The sequence below is a fragment of the Nocardia sp. FBN12 genome, assembly GCF_050320175.1.
Lineage (GTDB): Bacteria > Actinomycetota > Actinomycetes > Mycobacteriales > Mycobacteriaceae > Nocardia.
This window is the reverse complement of record NZ_CP190048.1, coordinates 7,340,593-7,358,216: the sequence shown is the minus strand read 5'-3', so window position 1 is coordinate 7,358,216 and position 17,624 is coordinate 7,340,593. Positions and strand designations below refer to the sequence as shown.

General features: G+C 67.7%; 19 protein-coding genes. 6 read left to right on the top strand and 13 right to left on the bottom strand.

The window, feature by feature from the left end:
* Position 1: 1 nt before the first annotated feature.
* From rph to clpS, 9 genes are all read right to left on the bottom strand, one after another.
* Positions 2-766 (bottom strand): ribonuclease PH, encoded by a 765-nt coding sequence (gene rph / locus ACQHI0_RS34480; protein ID WP_427905843.1) that lies wholly within the window; start codon positions 764-766, stop codon positions 2-4.
* Positions 767-926: 160 nt separating this feature from the next.
* A complete protein-coding gene (locus tag ACQHI0_RS34475) occupies positions 927-1,691 on the bottom strand; it encodes a cyclic nucleotide-degrading phosphodiesterase (RefSeq protein ID WP_427905842.1) in 765 nt (254 codons plus the stop codon).
* Between the two features lie 69 nt (positions 1,692-1,760).
* Complete coding sequence (locus tag ACQHI0_RS34470; RefSeq protein ID WP_427905841.1) at positions 1,761-2,474, bottom strand: rhomboid family intramembrane serine protease; 714 nt, start codon at positions 2,472-2,474, stop codon at positions 1,761-1,763.
* 71 nt (positions 2,475-2,545) lie between these two features.
* A complete protein-coding gene (locus ACQHI0_RS34465) occupies positions 2,546-3,508 on the bottom strand; it encodes a PLP-dependent cysteine synthase family protein (RefSeq protein ID WP_427905840.1) in 963 nt (320 codons plus the stop codon).
* Between the two features lie 5 nt (positions 3,509-3,513).
* Positions 3,514-3,789 carry a MoaD/ThiS family protein gene (locus ACQHI0_RS34460; RefSeq protein ID WP_101464168.1) on the bottom strand — a complete coding sequence of 92 codons (276 nt, stop codon included), beginning with the start codon at positions 3,787-3,789 and terminating at the stop codon, positions 3,514-3,516.
* A 53-nt stretch (positions 3,790-3,842) separates the two neighbouring features.
* A complete protein-coding gene (locus tag ACQHI0_RS34455) occupies positions 3,843-4,256 on the bottom strand; it encodes a Mov34/MPN/PAD-1 family protein (RefSeq protein WP_427909387.1) in 414 nt (137 codons plus the stop codon).
* Positions 4,257-4,416: 160 nt separating this feature from the next.
* Complete coding sequence (locus tag ACQHI0_RS34450) at positions 4,417-5,475, bottom strand: P1 family peptidase (RefSeq protein WP_427905839.1); 1,059 nt, start codon at positions 5,473-5,475, stop codon at positions 4,417-4,419.
* A gap of 69 nt (positions 5,476-5,544) precedes the next feature.
* Positions 5,545-6,114: a DUF2017 domain-containing protein gene (locus ACQHI0_RS34445; RefSeq protein ID WP_427905838.1), complete on the bottom strand. Its 570-nt coding sequence runs from the start codon at positions 6,112-6,114 to the stop codon at positions 5,545-5,547.
* 22 nt (positions 6,115-6,136) lie between these two features.
* Positions 6,137-6,484 carry an ATP-dependent Clp protease adapter ClpS gene (gene clpS / locus ACQHI0_RS34440; RefSeq protein ID WP_266296122.1) on the bottom strand — a complete coding sequence of 116 codons (348 nt, stop codon included), beginning with the start codon at positions 6,482-6,484 and terminating at the stop codon, positions 6,137-6,139.
* A gap of 61 nt (positions 6,485-6,545) precedes the next feature.
* On the opposite strand from clpS, the gene ACQHI0_RS34435 reads away from it, so the two are divergent.
* From ACQHI0_RS34435 to ACQHI0_RS34410, 6 genes are all read left to right on the top strand, one after another.
* Positions 6,546-7,859 carry a nicotinate phosphoribosyltransferase gene (locus tag ACQHI0_RS34435; RefSeq protein WP_427905837.1) on the top strand — a complete coding sequence of 438 codons (1,314 nt, stop codon included), beginning with the start codon at positions 6,546-6,548 and terminating at the stop codon, positions 7,857-7,859.
* 116 nt (positions 7,860-7,975) lie between these two features.
* Positions 7,976-8,530: an isochorismatase family protein gene (locus tag ACQHI0_RS34430; protein ID WP_427905836.1), complete on the top strand. Its 555-nt coding sequence runs from the start codon at positions 7,976-7,978 to the stop codon at positions 8,528-8,530.
* Between the two features lie 11 nt (positions 8,531-8,541).
* Positions 8,542-9,078: a DMP19 family protein gene (locus ACQHI0_RS34425; RefSeq protein WP_427905835.1), complete on the top strand. Its 537-nt coding sequence runs from the start codon at positions 8,542-8,544 to the stop codon at positions 9,076-9,078.
* A 478-nt stretch (positions 9,079-9,556) separates the two neighbouring features.
* Entirely contained in the window at positions 9,557-11,602 is a 2,046-nt protein-coding gene (locus ACQHI0_RS34420; protein WP_427905834.1) for an ATP-dependent DNA helicase, read from the top strand.
* A gap of 85 nt (positions 11,603-11,687) precedes the next feature.
* Positions 11,688-12,392 carry a hypothetical protein gene (locus ACQHI0_RS34415; RefSeq protein ID WP_427905833.1) on the top strand — a complete coding sequence of 235 codons (705 nt, stop codon included), beginning with the start codon at positions 11,688-11,690 and terminating at the stop codon, positions 12,390-12,392.
* A gap of 232 nt (positions 12,393-12,624) precedes the next feature.
* Complete coding sequence (locus tag ACQHI0_RS34410) at positions 12,625-13,926, top strand: glycosyltransferase 87 family protein (RefSeq protein ID WP_427905832.1); 1,302 nt, start codon at positions 12,625-12,627, stop codon at positions 13,924-13,926.
* Between the two features lies 1 nt (position 13,927).
* On the opposite strand, the gene ACQHI0_RS34405 is transcribed toward ACQHI0_RS34410, so the two are convergent.
* From ACQHI0_RS34405 to ACQHI0_RS34390, 4 genes are all read right to left on the bottom strand, one after another.
* Entirely contained in the window at positions 13,928-14,737 is an 810-nt protein-coding gene (locus ACQHI0_RS34405) for a hypothetical protein (protein WP_427905831.1), read from the bottom strand.
* Positions 14,738-14,949: 212 nt separating this feature from the next.
* Entirely contained in the window at positions 14,950-15,504 is a 555-nt protein-coding gene (locus ACQHI0_RS34400) for a DoxX family protein (protein WP_427905830.1), read from the bottom strand.
* Positions 15,505-15,686: 182 nt separating this feature from the next.
* A complete protein-coding gene (locus tag ACQHI0_RS34395) occupies positions 15,687-16,100 on the bottom strand; it encodes a hypothetical protein (protein WP_427905829.1) in 414 nt (137 codons plus the stop codon).
* 68 nt (positions 16,101-16,168) lie between these two features.
* Positions 16,169-17,530, bottom strand: a complete 1,362-nt coding sequence (locus ACQHI0_RS34390; RefSeq protein ID WP_427905828.1) for an NCS2 family permease — start codon at positions 17,528-17,530, stop codon at positions 16,169-16,171.
* Between the last annotated feature and the right edge of the window lie 94 nt (positions 17,531-17,624).

Sequence of the window (17,624 nt, the reverse complement as noted above, 5' to 3'; positions counted from 1 at the left end):
ACTACTTCTTCGCCGACGGCTCGGGCAGGGTGCCCGGGTACGGCAGTGCCAGTGCCTCCTTCTGGATGGCGAACAGCTGCTCGGCGCCGATGAAGGCCGAGTCCAGCATCTTGTCCAGGGTCGAGCGCGGGAACGTGGCACCCTCGCCGGTGCCCTGGATCTCGACCAGAGTGCCGGTGTCGGTGGCCACCACGTTCATGTCGACCTCGGCGCGCGAGTCTTCCTCGTAGGGCAGATCGAGGCGAACGCGCCCATCGACCACACCCACACTGACCGCGGCGATCATGCACGAAATCGGCTGCGGGTCAGCCAGTTTGCCCGCGGCGGCGAGATAGGTCACCGCATCGCAGAGCGCCACATACGCGCCGGTGATCGCGGCCGTGCGCGTGCCACCGTCGGCCTGCAGCACATCGCAGTCGAGCGCGATCGTGTTCTCGCCCAGCGCGGCCAAATCGATGCAGGCCCGCAACGACCGCCCGATCAGCCTGCTGATCTCCTGCGTGCGCCCCCCGACCTTGCCCTTCACCGATTCCCGCCCACTGCGCGTATGCGTGGCCGCGGGCAGCATCGCGTACTCCGCGGTCAACCACCCCAACCCCGAATCCCGGCGCCACGGCGGCACCCCCTCGGTGACGCTCGCGGTACACATCACCCGCGTCTGCCCGAATTCCACCAGCACCGACCCCGCCGGGTGCGTGGTGAAACCCCGAGTGATCTTCACGTCGCGGAGTTCGTCATCCGCCCTACCATCAGCTCGTCTAGACACAGCCGACACACTAGCCGGTACCCCCCACATCACACCCAGCCACACCGTTCACCCCAGGTCCGCCATGACAGCACTCCCAACCTCGCACCCGCGACCTCTAGGGAGCGGCGGCCACGAAGTGGCCGGTCGCGGCCGGGTCGCACCGAACAACGGATCCCACCTAAAGGTCGAAGGTCTCCCCCGGCGACACCGCATGAACTGGCCCCGAAAACGCCGCCTTCGCTTCAGCGATCACATCTTCACGCGAAGTCCACGGCGGAATATGAGTAAGCAACAACTCCTTGGCCCCAGCCCGAGTAGCGATCTCCCCCGCCTCGGTCCCCGAAAGATGAATCCCCGGAGGACGATTCGCCGGATCATGAGTCCACGAAGCCTCAGCCATCAGCACATCAGCACCCTGCGACAACTCCACCACCGCATCGCACATCGCGGTATCCCCGGTGTAGACGAACACCCGGCCGTCGGCCGCGGTGATCCGCAGCCCGTACGACTCCGGCGGGTGGAACATCCGCCGAGCCTCCACCGTATGCCCGGGCCCGAACGGAATCGGCGTGTTCTCGACCCACGCCTGCGAGTCGATCACATCGGACCAGTCGTCGGTCTCGCCACCGATCTCCGCCGACGCGTTCCCGATCCGCAGCGGCGCATCGGAGGGCCCACGGACCAGGGCCTTACCGGTCGGCGGATTCGGGTGATAACGACGCCACACCAGCAGCGCGGGCAGATCCAAGCAGTGATCGGCGTGCAGATGAGTGAGGAAGATATCGACATCAGCGGGGTTCATGTGCTTCTGCAGCGCACCGAAAATCCCGGGACCGAAGTCGATGACCGTCGGCCGCATATCAGGAGCCGTCAGCAGGTAACCCGACGCTGGGGAGTCCGGGCCGGACACGCTGCCCGAGCACCCGAGGACGGTAAGGCGCATGCCCCCATGCTGCCACGACGTGCTGGTACTCAATGCAGGATCCCCCCATTTTCCAGACCGGATCCCCGGCTACCGCGTTGGTACTGCGCGGCCGACCGATACTCCACGGCGGCGTCGACGTTCATCTGACGAGAGTACCCAGCCCGCGAGCACTCCACCCACCGCCCCGAAAAGATGCCCCTGCCAAGAAATTCGAGGGTCGCTCGGCAGCACACCCCACAGCATCGAGCCGTAGAACACCAGGATCACCAGCCCCACCGCGATCTGGCCCACATTGCGCGCGAACCACCCGCGACAGATCAGGTAGGTGAGCCAGCCGAACACGATCGACGACGCTCCGACGTGCACGCTCCCCGTCGACCCGGTGAGCCAGGTCCCGACGCCCGCGATCACCCAGATGATCGCCGTCGCCGCGATACCCCGCCCGATCCCGGACAGCAACACGAGGAAACCGAGCACCAGCAACGGCAGCGTGTTGGCGAACAGATGGTCCCACCCGCCGTGCAGCAGGGGCGCCCACAGAATGCCGTCGAGTCCGGATACCTCGCGCGGCTCGATTCCGGCCGCGTCGAGTTCGCCCGCGGCGCCGGGTGGCGAATCATGGGAGAGCACCATATCGACGCCCTCGATCACATACAGCGCCCCCACGAAGCCGAGGATCCCGACCGCGGCCCGAATCCACGAACCGCCGCGCGACGCGCCGGTGCCCGAACTCGCGTTGCCACGCAGCCCCGAGATCCGATCAGGATCGAACGAGGCACCCACCCCACCGCTCACCGACATCGCCTCCACTCCGGCAAGGGACCGTCGAACAGCCCGTTAACCAGAGCGTACCGAAGTGGGGTGACATCAGCTCAGGCCCAGAGTTGCCCGTCCAGCTTCTCCTCGGCTTCGTCCAGCGTGCCGTCGTATGCCCCGGTAGACAGATACTTCCAGCCACCATCGGCGACCACGAACGCGATATCGGCCCGTTTCCCGGCCTTGCGCGCCTTCTTGGCGATACCGAGCGCGGCGTGCAGGATCGCCCCGGTGGAGATTCCGGCGAAGATGCCCTCCTCGCCGACCAGCTCACGAGTCCGCTTCACCGCGTCGTACGGGCCCACCGAGAACCGGGTGGTGAGCACCTTCTCGTCGTAGAGCTCCGGAATGAAGCCCTCGTCGATATTGCGCAGGCCGTACACCAGCTCGCCGTAGCGCGGCTCGGCGGCGACGATCTCGATATCGGGCACGTTCTCACGCAGGTACCGGCCGGTGCCCATCAGGGTGCCGGTCGTGCCGAGCCCCGCGACGAAATGCGTGATCTCCGGCAGATCGGCCAGCAGTTCCGGCCCGGTGTTCTCGTAGTGCGCGAGCGCGTTCGCCGGATTGCCGTACTGGTACAGCATCACCCAATCCGGGTTCTCCGCCGCGATCTGCTTGGCCATCGCGACCGCTTGGTTGGACCCACCCGCCGCGGGCGAATCGATGATCTCGGCGCCGAACATCGTCAGCAATTGCCGACGCTCCACCGACGTGTTCTCCGGCATCACACACACGATCCGGTAACCCTTGAGCTTGGCCGCCATGGCCAGCGAGATCCCGGTATTGCCGCTGGTCGGCTCCAGAATCGTGCACCCGGGCGTGAGCAGCCCGTCGGCCTCGGCCTGTTCGATCATCCGCAGCGCGGGCCGGTCCTTGATCGACCCGGTGGGATTGCGGTCCTCCAGCTTGGCCCACAGCCGCACATGATCGTCGCCGTCCCAGTGCGGCGACAGGTTCTGTAATCCGACGAGCGGCGTATTACCGAGCGTCGCGATCAGCGAGTCATAGCGAGCCACGGGAGTCAGGCCCCGCCGGCCACGGCGGGAAGAATGGTGACCGACGCGCCCGCGGGCACCTCGGCTTCGAGCCCACCGGAGAAGCGCACGTCCTCGTCGTCGACGTAGATGTTGACGTAGCGGTTGAGCTTGCCGTCGGAGAGCAGCTTCTCGGCAAGGCCGGGGTGATTCGCGTCGAGATCGGCGATGAGCGCGGACAGCGTCGAGCCCTCGCCCTGCACTCGCTTCTCACCTCCGGTGATGCCACGCATGATGGTCGGAATGGACACGGTTACCGGCATGGGAGCTCCTGAAGGGTGGTGACTTATCACGGACGGGTTCAGCGCGGACAGGTTCAGTAGGAATCGACGATGCGCACCGGTTCTTCGGTGACCTCGCCGTCGACGATGCGGTAGCTGCGCAGCTCGTGGGCCTGTGGGTCGCGGGTGGACACCAGCACGTAGTGCGTGTCCGGCCACGAGGCGTAGGAGATATCGGTGCGACTCGGGTAAGCCTCGGTCGCGGTATGGGAGTGATAGATGACAACGGCCTCTTCGTCAGCATCGTCCATCGCGCGCCATACCCGGAGGTACTCGCTCGACTCGAAGCTGTAGAAGGTGGGCGAACGTTCGGCGTTGACCATCGCCACGAAGCGTTCGGGCCGGTCACTGCCCTCGGGCCCGGCGATGATGCCGCAGGCCTCGTCCGGGTGGTCGGCGCGGGCGTGTGCCACCATCGCGTCAACGAGATCGGCCCTGATCACCAGCACTTCATCGACCCTTTCCACAACCTGTCTGCGTGCTGTCGAGCACCTTCCTCGACAACGACTCACCCTATTCGGGTATTCCGCAGGGCACACACTCCGGTCCACGCGCAGCGGTGCGCGACCGCCGCGCGGCTGGTCAGCGGCCTGAGCGGCACGGCAGCGATCAGCGCGGAAACAGGTCGCGGTAGGCGGGGATCGCGGCGATCGAGGTGGCGCTGAGTACCGCGTCGACGATGGCACGTTCGACAACCACGGCGGCGGCGGTACACAACTGATCGAGCAGCAACAGGTCGGCGGGGAAAGCGGCGGGCAACTCGATCGGCGCGACGTCTACTGCCCCGGTCGACAGGGCGAAGATCGTGTCGCCGTCGAGCGGGGAATGCACGGGCCGGATCGCGCGAGCGAGCCCGTCGTGCGCGGTCGCCGCCATCCGTCGGCAACCCGCCGGATCGAGGGCGGCGTCGGTCGCCACCACACCGATCGTGGTGTTGAGGACCATGCTCTTCACGGGCAGGGCGACCAGCGCCGCGATCTCCTCAGGGGTGCCCGGCCGCAGCCCGAAGAAGTCGGGTCCGTCGGTACCGGCACCCCACGGCAACCCGGTGCGCGGATCGACGACGGAACCGACAGGATTCGCGACGATCACCGCACCGACGGTCACGCCGGCGCCGGGACCATCCGTGAGAACGACACTCGCCGAACCGATTCCGCCCTTGAGCGCACCCGCGCGCGCACCCACACCGGCACCCGCGGTACCCCTGGCGAACTCGGTCGACGCCGCCGCGGCCGCGCGATATCCGAAATCGGCGTCGGGCCGGATGCCCCAGTCACCGACCGGCAGATCGAAGATCACCGCGCCCGGCACGATCGGCACCACACGGCTCGGATCGGCCGGGTCCATCGGAATGCCCTCGCCGTTCTCCTCCGACCAGCGCATCACGCCGTCGGCGGCGGCGAGACCGTACGCGCTGCCGCCGGTGAGGAGCACGGAGTTGAGCTGGCGAACGGTGTTGGCGGGGTCGAGCAGGTCGGTTTCCCTGGTGCCGGGGCCACCGCCGCGGACGTCGACCGAGGCTGTCGCGCCGCCGGGAACGCGCACGACCGTGCAGCCCGTCGCGGCGCCGGTGCCGAGCGTGACTTCGTCGTCGATCACCTGGTGGTGGCCGACCAGCACACCGGCGACATCAGTGATCGAGTTGCGTACCCCTGGACTGCTTCGCATCGTTTTCGTCCTTCAGGTGATCAGCGAAATCCGGCCGGCACACCGGCGGCCGCGACTCGCGACGGCAAGTCAGGGAGCCAGCGCCTGAAGCAGCGAATCCTGCATCCAGGTGAGCCAGTGGTAGACGTCCAGATGCGGGGCGCGCGGGTCTTCCGGATCGAAATGGTCGGGCGTGTCGTCGTCGATGTCGAGCAGTGTGCCCAGCGCGAGACGGACGTCGGTGAGCGCTGCCAGCCACGCGTCGGCCTGCTCGGGAGTGAGCGCGATCTTGCCGCCCGCCTCCGGGCAACTGTCGAGTACCGCCTGCCCGGCGGCCAGTTTCGCGTCGATGATCTCGGGCTCGTGCAGGCTGCGCAGCGCGCTGTTGAGGTCGGCGCGCTTGGCATCGGGGGAACCGGGTTCGGCGCGGTGGAAATCGGGCAGCAATCGCAGCAGTTGCGGGTCGTCGGGCGGGGCGGAGTTGCCGGTGCGCAGGCCGGTGAGCGCGGCGAGCTCGTCTTCGGGGGCGTCGGCGGCGCGGCCGCTGAGCAGGCCCGACACCGCGCCGATCAGCGAGCGCAGGACGGTGGCCTCGTGCTCGTCCATTTCGGATCGAAGCTTGAGGCCACTCAGTGAGTTCTTCCTGCTCCACTTACGCACAGGGCCCAGGTTACTCAGGTTGTCAGTCGCGCTGCATGGTTGCCCAGAGGCCCGCGGCGTGCAGCCGGCGCACGTCCTGCTCCATCTTGTCGCGCGATCCCGAGGACACCACCGCCTTGCCCTCGTTGTGCACCTGCATCATCAACTCGGTCGCCTTGGCTTTGCTGTAGCCGAAAAGCTTCTGGAAGATGTAGGTGACGTAGTGCATCAGGTTCACCGGATCGTCCCAGACGACGGTGACCCAGGGCCTGTCCTCGGCCTCCAGGATCTCGGTAAATTCCGTGGTCTCCGGCGTCGCCTGCGGTGCCGACAGTGCGGCGTTCACAGCGTCGGTGACGGCGCCGGCCCGAACGGTATTGCACACGGCCATAAAAACCAGGGTACGACGAGGCCCCCAGGAAACAACACCCGCGGTGACTAGAGTTTCTGGTGTGCAGATCCGTGACGAGTTCGCCAGCACCGCGCTGCTGACCGACCAGTACGAGTTGACCATGCTGGCCGCGGCGCTGGCCGACGGCTCGGCCCACCGGCAGTGCACCTTCGAGGTGTTCGCCCGGCGATTGCCGCACGGGCGCCGTTACGGTGTCGTCGCGGGTACCGGCCGCCTGCTCGACGCGCTGGCCCATTTCCGCTTCGGTCCCGACGAGCTCGCCGTGGTCGCGAAGTTCCTCGAGCCCGCCACCGTCGAGTGGTTGCGCGAATATCGCTTCACCGGCGATATCGACGGCTATGCCGAAGGTGAGCTGTACTTCCCGGGTTCGCCGATCCTGACCGTGCGCGGCAGCTTCGCCGAGTGTGTGCTGCTCGAGACCCTCGCGCTGTCGATCTTCAATCACGACAGCGCGATCGCCTCGTCGGCCGCGCGCATGGTGAGCGCGGCAGCGGGTCGGCGGATGATCGAAATGGGATCGCGGCGCACCCACGAACTCGCCGCGCCGTCGAGCTCGCGCGCCGCCTACCTGGCCGGCTTCGACGCCACCTCCAATCTCGAGTCCGTGCGCAGCTTCGGCGTGCCCGGTGCCGGTACCAGCGCACACGCGTTCACCCTGCTGCACAGCGGCGCCGACGGCGAACACGAGGCCGCGGCCTTCCGCAGCCAGATCGACGCGCTCGGCATCGGCACCACCCTGCTGGTCGACACCTTCGACATCACCAGGGGCGTCGCCACCGCCATCGAGGTGGCCGGGCCCGAACTGGGCGGGGTGCGCATCGACTCCGGCGATCTCGGTGTGCTGGCCAGGCAGGTCCGCGACCAGCTCGACGGGCTCGGCGCCACCGGCACTCGCATCGTGGTCTCCGGCGATCTGGACGAGTACGCGATCGCGGCGCTGCGTGCCGAACCGGTCGACGTGTACGGCGTCGGCACATCGGTGGTCGTCGGTTCGGGCGCCCCGACGGCGGGCATGGTCTACAAGCTGGTCGAGGTCGACGGCATTCCGGTCGCCAAGCGGTCCAGTCACAAGCAGTCGCGCGGCGGGACCAAGAAGGCGGTGCGATTGGCCCGTGCCACCGGCACGATCGTCGAGGAGATCGTCTATCCCGAAGGCGGAGAAGTACCGGCTACCAACGGTTTTCAGGTTCGGGAGCTGCAGGTACCTCTGATTCGCGAGGGCAAGGTGGTCGACGGTGTGGCGACGCTGGCGCAGAGTCGTGAGCTGGTCGCGCGCGGGTTGGTCAGCCTGCCGTGGGAAGGGTTGAAGCTCTCCGCGGGCGAACCCGCGGTGCCGACAACGTTCCTCGGCTGAGCGCGGTGCGGTGCGCCGAAGTGCCGACGGCTCGAATCGGCCGCCTCGCCGGACCGGGTGACCGCTCGGCGCTGCGCGGCGGAGAATGGTGCGGTCGAAACGAGCTGGAGGATGACATGGGACGCGGTCTGATCATCGTGGATGTGCAGAACGACTTCTGCGAGGGTGGCTCCCTCGCGGTAGTCGGCGGCGCGGCGGTCGCGGCCGCGATCACCGACTTCGTCGCAGCCGAGCAGTACGACGCGGTCGTCGCCACCCGGGACTGGCACATCGACCCCGGCCCGCACTTCTCCACCGAGCCCGACTACGTCGACTCCTGGCCGCCCCACTGCCGAGTAGGCACCCCCGGCGCCGATTTCCACCCGGCCCTCGACACTTCGCCCATCCAGGAAACCTTCTCCAAGGGTGAATACACCGCCGCCTATTCGGGTTTCGAGGGCGCGGCCGCGGACGGCACCTCGCTCACGAATTGGCTCCGAGCACGCGACATCGACGCGGTGGACGTAGTCGGCATCGCCACCGACCACTGTGTTCGAGCCACCGCCCTCGACGCCGCCGAAGCCGGATTCGACACCACCGTCCTGCTCGACCTCACCGCGGGCGTCGCCCCGGAAACCACCGAAACCGCCCTGACCACCCTCCGCGACGCGGGCGTCCACCTGCGCCCCTGAATACTTGCCCCATGGACTATCGATTCCCGGCGCACACCCGATCCGCCCTGACGAAGGCACTCGCCGAGACCGACAGCATCCACGACGCCGCCGACACCGTCTTCTGGTCGAACCCCGCCACCGACGACCTCCAGCGCCTCGGCATCGGCGCCTTCGGCAAACTCCCCCCGGCCTTTTCCCACCTGCTGGCGCTGTCGAGCCTGCACACCAGCGTCCTCGACGCGGGCTTCTCGAGCTATCTGAAAGCTCGCCGCAGCGAACTCCCGTGGGCGACAAGGGGTTTGCGGGCAGCAGGCATGCCCCAACTGGCCGCCGCGGCTATCATCGCCGCCCGCGACGCCTCCCTCAGCTCCCCCGACGACGACCTCGACCGCTTCTGGGAAGACGAACACCGAACCCTGGCCGCCCCCGACCAGATCCGCCGCCCCATCGGCGACCGCGCCGAAGACCCCGACGAGATCTACGACATCAACGAACCCGAAGACTTCGAACAACGAGTCCTCGACTACGTCCGCGACCACATCGACGACTTCGTCCAAGATTCCTGACCCGACCCCTACCGCACTCCCAACCACACCGCCCACCCCAGCCAGCCCCCGTATTCCACGCACCCCCGCACCCCAAACCACACCGCGCACTCCGGCCTGTGCCCGCCTTCCACACCCCCGCACTCCAGACCACACCGCGAACCGCGGCCTGTCCCGCCTTCCACATACCCGCACTTTCAACCACACCGTGCACAAAGCCTGTCCCCGTCTTCCACAACCCACCCAACCCAACCACCGCACTCCCGACCCTTAGGGAGGGACGGCCACGAAGTGGCCGGTCGCGGCCGGGTCGCCGGTTAGGCGCCGGTGCGTAGGCGACGAAGGAGCAAGCACCGGCGCCTAACCGGCGGCCCCTCAGGGCCGCGACTCGAGCGCGCCAGCGCTCCAATAAACACAGCCAGCGCCTCTAGGACTACTCAAACCCCAGAGCACTGCCACACCAACCAAACCTGTCCGACCCGACGGATAAGCTGCCAGCGTGCCCGAACTCCCTCCCGTAGCCGACCTGCTCGTCACCGCCGTGCACGCCCTCGGCGGCAAGGAACGCACCGGGCAGACCACCATGGCCACCGCAGTCGACCACGCGATCGACACCAAAGAACACCTAGCGGTCCAGGCGGGCACCGGCACCGGCAAGTCACTGGCCTACCTCATCCCGAGCCTGCGCCACGCGGTCCGGACTGGGCGCACCGTGGTGGTCTCCACCGCGACGATCGCGCTGCAACGCCAGCTCGTCGACCGCGATCTCCCGCGCCTCGCCGAGGCGCTCACCAAACCACTCGGCCGGGCACCTCAGTTCGCGATTCTCAAGGGCCGCAACAACTATCTCTGCCTGAACAAGATCAACAGCGTCATTCCGGAAGATACCGGCGGCGAGGCCGAACTGTTCGACGCCTTCGCCATCTCCCGCCTCGGCCGCGAAGTCCAGCGCCTCAACGAATGGGCCTCCGACACCGAAACCGGCGACCGCGACGAACTCGCCCCCGGCGTCACCGACCGCGCCTGGCGTCAGGTGAGCGTCGGCTCGCGCGAATGCCTCGGCAAGTCTCGCTGCCAGTTCGGCCAGGACTGTTTCGCCGAGAAGGCCCGCGCGGAATCGGCCCAGGCCGACGTGGTGGTGACCAATCACGCCCTGCTGGCCATCGACGCCATCAGCGGCATCCAGGTCCTGCCCGAACACGACGTGGTGGTGATCGACGAGGCACACGAACTGGTCGACCGTGTCACCGGCGTTGCCACCGCCGAACTGGCCGCGACCGCGATCAGCGCCGCCGCCCGCCGCTGCACCAAACTGATCGACGAACGCGAGGTCGACCGGCTCGAGGGCGCCGCGGAAGCCTTCCACCAGGCACTCGAAGACCTCCAGCCCGGCCGCTGGGACACCATGCCCGACGGCGTCGCCCCCGTGCTGGCGCTGGTCCGCGACGCCGCCTGGAACGCGCGCACCGCGATCGCGCCGCAGGGCACCGTCAAAACCCAGGACGACCCAGACAACGCCGCCGCCCGCACGATGGCGGTGGCCGCCATCGACGACGTGCACGACGCCGCGGTCCGCGCGCTCACCGCGTTCGAGGAAGCCGATCCGGCCGCCCGGCGCGATGTGATCTGGCTGTCGGCCGACGAGATGCGCGGCGTCGCCCGCCGCACCCTGCGGATGGCACCGCTCTCGGTCGGCGGCCTCCTGCGCAGCAGGCTGTTCGGCACCGCGACGGTCGTGCTCACCTCGGCCACCCTGCAGATCGGCGGCTCGTTCGACGGGCTCGCGATCACCTGGGGTCTGCCCTCGCAGTCGGGCGGCAAGGTCGATCCGGCGATGGCGAACGGCGCCACCGCGCCCGCCGACCTGGAATCGGTGCGCTGGAACGCCCTCGACGTCGGTTCCCCGTTCGACCACGCCAAGTCCGGCATCCTCTACGTCGCCAAACACCTGCCCGCGCCGGGACGCGACGGCCTCTCCCCCGCCTACCTCGACGAGATCGAACAGCTCATCACCGCCGCCGGCGGCCGCACGCTCGGCCTGTTCTCCTCCATGCGCGCCGCCAAGGCCGCCACCGAGGCACTGCGCGAACGGCTCGACACCCCGGTGCTGTGCCAGGGCGACGATTCGATGGGCGCGCTGGTGCGCAAATTCGCCGACGACCCGGCCACCTCCCTGTTCGGCACCCTCACCCTCTGGCAGGGCGTCGACGTACCGGGCCCGTCGCTGAGTCTCGTTATCCTGGACCGCATTCCGTTCCCGCGCCCCGACGATCCGCTTCTCACCGCCCGGCAGCGCGCCGTGGAGTCACGCGGCGGTAACGGTTTCATGACCGTGGCCGCCAATCACGCGGCGCTGCTGCTGGCCCAGGGCACCGGCCGACTACTGCGCAGCGTCGACGACCGCGGCGTGGTCGCGATCCTCGACTCCCGCCTTGCCACCGCCCGTTACGGCAGCTACCTGCGGGCTTCGCTGCCCCCGTACTGGGAGACCAGCGATCCCGAGGTGGTCGCGAAGGCACTGCGCCGGCTCACCGACACCGCGTGAACGCGCCAGATCGAGTCGCGCAATCCGCGTGACCACACTCGTTAATCAGCGAGCGTGCGAACGCAACTCGTGAGAACGTGTGGTGATGATGCACCACGCCGATGGCGAGGTACTCGGCGAATTTCTGGTCAGCGCAAGATCTTTGGCCGAGTACCGCGCGATGTTCCATCTCTCCGACGATGATCTCTCCGGTCGCCGTGTCCTCGATTGTCCAGGTGGCGCAGCGAGTTTCGCGGCCGAGGCGAGCGCACTGGGTGCCGAGGTCACCGCGATCGATCCCATCTACGCCACGCCACCGCTCGAACTGGCCGCCCGTGCGACCCCCGAAACCGAACGCGCCGTGGCCTGGGCCCACGCCCATGCCGACCGCTACTGCTGGGACTGGTACGGCTCAACGGCCGAGCACGCCGCGATCCGCCGCGGCGCCGCCGCCCGCTTCGCCGACGATGTGCGTGTGGCACCCCACCGCTACCTGGCGGGAGCCCTGCCCTCGCTCCCCTGCCCCGACGACGCGTTCGATCTGGCCCTGAGCTCGCACCTGCTGTTCAGCTACGCCGACCGGCTCGATGCCGACTTCCATCTGGCCGCCCTGCTCGAATTGGCCCGCGTCGCCAGCACCGAAACCCGCGTCTACCCCCTGCTCGACTACACCGGCGCGCCGCTGGACGACCTCATCGACCACCTGCGCACCGAACTCCACGACAAAGGCATCGCCACCTCTCTCGACAAGACCGGCTATGAGTTCCACCACGGTGCCGACACCATGTTGACGCTGCGCCCGGCCGCCTGATGACGCGCGGGCGCGGAGCGGGCCTCGGTCCTTCGCGTACGGCGACAGCGTCGTCGGACCGGCCCGCACCGCCGCCCTCAGCCCGTTCGCGGCCGCCCGGACTGCGTTCATGTCGGTTTCCTACCAATGTCGAACCGGCGGCGAGCCCCGTCGACCCGGCGCGGTAGGTTCTTAGTCGTGCATACGATGTGGGCCGGCCGGTAGTACGACCGTGGCGGAGAGATCGCGAGGCGTGGCACTGCCGCGCACGACCCTGACGCTGCTTCTACTTCTCGTCACCGCCGTCTTAGGCGTGACGCTGCTGTTCACCACCATGGATCCGTGGATGAACAGCGGCGGCATTCTCGTCGGTGGTCTCGACGTCCACATCTACCGCGACGGCGGTTGGCGGGTGCTGCACGAACGGGCGCTCTACATCGAGCCGACGCACTACGGCCTGCTCTACACCTACACCCCGTTCTCGGCGCTGGTGTTCCTGCCGTTGCTGCTGGTCCCGTGGGATTTCGTCACCACGACCTGGCTGGTGCTCAATCTGCTGGTGCTGTTCGGTGTTGTGCTGCAGAGCTTTCGGATGCTCGGGTACCGCGCCACCCCGAAGCTGGCCGCCGTCAGCGCACTGCTCGCGCTGGCCTGCACCTTCGCTGAACCGGTGCGCACCACCCTCTACTACGGGCAGATCAATCTGGTGCTGATGCTGGTGGTGCTGTGGGACTTCTCCCGCGCCGAGAACAGCAAGTTGCGCGGCATCGGCGTCGGCATCGCCGCGGGCATCAAGCTGACCCCGCTGTACTTCATCGCCCAGTATCTCGCGCAACGCCAGTGGCGTGCCGCCGCGACCGGCGCGCTCACGTTCATCGCTTCGATCGGCCTCACCGCCCTGATCCTGCCCAGCGACTCCTACCAGTACTGGACGTCGACGTTCTTCCACTCCGGCCGCATCGCCCCGGATGTCCACCCCGCCAACCAGTCCATCCGCGGCGCGATCGCCCACCTCACGCACGGTCCCGCGCCGGTGTGGCTGTGGCTGCTGATCGCCGTGCCGGTCGCGCTGGTCGCGCTGTGGCTGGCCGCGGTCCTGGTCCGCCGCGGCGAACCCTTGCTCTCGGTGACCCTCGGCGGCCTCACCGCCTGCGCCGTCTCCCCGTATTCCTGGGGCCACCACTGGGTCTGGTTCGTACCGTTGCTCGTCTACTTGATCCACCGCGCCCAGACCCGGGCGCCCTGGTGGCTCGCCGCGGCCGCCGTCTACCTGTCGATCGCCGCCTGGACCTACACCTACACCCCCACCTGGGTCAGCGTCGGCACCTTCCTGCTCCCGCCGTGGTGGCCACTGCCCCAGGTCATGATGAACATCTACGTGATCATCTACCTGATCACTCTGGCAGGCATCGCCCTGCACGTCCGTTCGCGCAAGCTACCGCCCGCGCCGGTCGAGCCGATCATCGATCTCCGTGCCCCCGAACAGCTTTCACCCGACAGCCGGAAGGTCGCCGCCCCGCACCCCGACGACGACCGCCCGGCGATGATGAACTGAATTACCCGCAGGACCAATCGAAAACGCCCGACTCCAAGTCGAGTTGGGCGTTGCCGCCGCCGAAGTTCATGCCGGAGACCTCTTCGATCTCCAGGTAATAGGGGGTCAGCCCCTCGGGCAGCGCCTGGACAGGGAAGGCCGTACCGCCGAGGTGGGAGCGGCCGAAAAGAGGCTCGGCCCAGGTGGTCCAGCCGGAATCCTCGGTGAGCGGGTCCTGGTATTTGGTGTTCGGCTCGTATTCGACCGGCGGGATACCGACATTGGGGTCGGCGGTGCGCTCGGCGAGCCAGACGCCGACGGTGGGATGGACGTCGTCCCAGGCGTTGCAGCCTTCGTCGCTCGCGGTCGGCGAGCCGGGCTGACGAACATCGGCGGGTGGGGCCACGGGGCCGCCGGCGAACTCGGAGTCCGTGAGCCAGATCAGGGCGAACGCGCCGCCGATCTCGTCGTGCATGATCTGCAATTTCGGGTGCAGGCGGGTGGCCACCAGGTCGCGGGCCAGTGGGTCGTCCGAGGACGCGTCGGCCTCGACCGCGTCGGTACCGGCGAACTGCCCCTCACCCTGAAAGAGCGCGATGGCGGGGAATCCGGGCCCACGGCGCTGGAAATCGGTGGGCAGGCGCAGGGTGAGCGCGTGCATCATCGGCAGGCCGGTGACGGGTCCGCGCGGCCAGGTCGCGGGGTCGATGTCCGGGCCCTCGCTGCCGATCCAGCCCGACCGCACCGGCGCGTCGAGAGCCAGCGGTTCACCGTCGGGCGTCTCGGCCAGTTTGTCCGCCGAGTCTCCGAAACCCAGGTCGTAAGCCTTCATCGCAGCTCTCCTCTTCCATCCGCGGACAATGCGTGGCACACCGCCTGCAACAGGCGCCGCCACGAGGTTAATCGCTGCTACCGACAGGTGCGCGCACTCCGTGGAACCACAGGCATACGGCCGATGACGAAACGAGCGCGGCTCCGAACGAAAAGGGCGGCGCGGCAACCGGATCCCGGTCACCGCGCCGCCCGCACGAGGAAACGATCAGATCAGAGCACAGCCTTGAAGATCAGCGTGATCACCGCGGCGACAACGGCGAGCACCACGGCGCCACCGCCCCACACCACACCCTCCCGCTGCCACGGCCGCCCGGCGTCGAGCGAGAACCGCCCCGGCCCGGTGAACGCCAGCGCGGCGGCGACCAACGCGAACAGCAGCGGCGTCGAGAACCCCATCACCGACGGATCGGCGGGGAAGAGCCCACCGCTCCACAGCGCGTTGATGGCATTGATCATCGTCCCGAGCACGATGGCGGCGGCCAGGGGCGTGAACAGGCCGAACACCAGCAGCAGCCCACCGACCAGCTCGGCGAGCCCGGCCAGCGTGCCGAAGACTTCGCCGGGGTTGTAGCCCATGGCGGTGAAGCCGTCGGCATTCGCGCGCCAGCCGGGTCCGTTCAACCAGCCGAAGAGTTTCTGGGTTCCATAGGCGGCCATCAGGCCACCGAAGCCGATGCGCAGCACCAGCAGGCCGATACCTGCGGCGGTGGTGGTGTCGTCGGCGGTGGTGGCGGTAGGGGTGATGCGGGTAGCGGTGTCGGTCATCGTGTCCTCATCTGCGATTCGAAACATGCCCGCAACCGGACCGCGGTCCGATTGCCTTCCTCGGTCACAACCCTGGGTCCACTGCCACTATTTCACGCCGTTCCCGGCAATTCTGTGATCCCAGTCACGAAAATACGAAAGGGCCGCCCCATCGGGACGGCCCTGCTCGAAATCTTGTCAGCTCACCACGCCATGGTGGCGTAACCGACCAGCGTCTGCTCGGATTCCTGCGACAGCTTCCAGGTGCCGTCGATGTTCTTCCAGGTCACCGGGATCGGGAAGGCGTAGTCGCCGAGGCGGCTGTTCAGCGTCGCCGACAGCACGTCGCCGTCCACGGTGACCGGGCCGGAGACATCCCAGCTGTAGCCGGGGATCCGGTTGACGGTGTCGCGCACGACCGCGAGGCCACCGGCATTGCCCGACTCGAGCTCGGACGCCGAACCGTTCATGGCGGCCTGCAGCTTGCCGTACAGCTCGCCGACCGACGGCGTGGCCGGGGCGGCGATCGCGGCGGGAGCGGTGGCGACGACAGCCGCGGTGACCGGCGCGAAGATGGTGGCAAACGCCATCGACGCGGCAACAAGCGAACGCTTCATGGGTGGATCTCCTCTAGTTAGGCAAGCCTAGGCTAGCCTGAGTATAGACACACCTATGGCCGGAACGTCTACTCGACCAGGAAGAAGAAGTACGCGAGGAACAGCACCATCAGCGCCCACATGGCCGGGTGCACCTCCTTGATGCGACCCCTGGCAACCATCACGATCGGGTAGAAGATCATGCCCATGGCCAGACCGTTGGCGATCGAATACGTCAGCGGCATCATGATGACGGTGATGAACGCGGGCACCGAGTACTCGAACTTCTGCCAGTCGATATCCCCCAGCGAACGCGCCATCAGGATGCCGACCACGATCAGCGCGGCCGAGGTGATCTCCGCCGATCCCGCGACCACCGCGAAGATCGGATAGCAGAACATCGCGATCAGGAACCAGCCTGCCGTGGTCACCGCCGTCAATCCCGTTCGGCCACCCGCCGACACACCCGCCGTCGACTCGACATAGGCCGTGGTGGTCGAGGTACCGATGATCGCGCCCGCGGTCGTGCCCACCGAGTCGGCGGCCATCGCACTGGCCGCGCGGGGCAGCGTGCCGTCCTTGTTCAGCAGACCGGCCTGGTTGGCGACGCCGATCAGTGTGCCCGAGGCATCGAAGAAATCGACGAACAGCATGGTCAGCACCACGACGATCATCTGTCCGGTGAACGCGTCCGGCAGGTGGATGATCGCCTGCCCGAAGGTCTGGTCCAGCCCCTTCGGCATCTCGGCGATCCCGTCCGGCAAGCCGACCAGACCGGTCACCATGCCCAGGATCGTGGTCGCGACGATGCCGTAGAGCACGGCGCCGTGCCAGCCGATCACCAGGAAGATCACGGTCAGCACCAGGCCGAACAGCGCCAGCAGCGTGGTGCCCTTGGTGAAATCGCCGAGGGCGACCAGCGTCGCGTCACTGTTGACGACAATGCCCGCGTTCTTCAAACCCAGGAACGCCACGAACAGACCGATACCAGCGCCCACCGCGAACTTCATCTGCAACGGGATCGCGTTGAGAATCCGTTCCCGGACCTTCGTGATCGCCAGGATGAAGAAGATGATGCCCGACAGCAAGGTCCCCGACAGCGCCACCTGCCACGGGATGCCCATGCTCAGCACCACCGTGTAGGCGAAGAACGCGTTGAGACCCATGCCCGGCGCGAGCGCGATCGGGTACTTGGCCCAGATGCCCATGACGAGCGTGCCGAACACCGCGGCGACGGCGGTGGCCGTGAACACCGCCTGCATCGGGATGCCCTTGTCGCCGAGGGCGCCCTCGTCACCGAGGATCGACGGGTTCACCGCGAGCACATAGGACATCGCCAGGAACGTGACCGTGCCTGCCATCGCCTCGCGCTTGAAGGTGGACCCACTCGACGTGATACCGAAATATCCGTCGATGCGCCCTCGGGCGCGGGTTGCGACATCGCTGGCCATGACTCTCCAGTCCGGGATTCAAGAAGAAAGATTGCCCCGGAACGGTAGCGGAATGTTCACTGAATCGAATAACCCGGCACCCGTGTCACCAGGC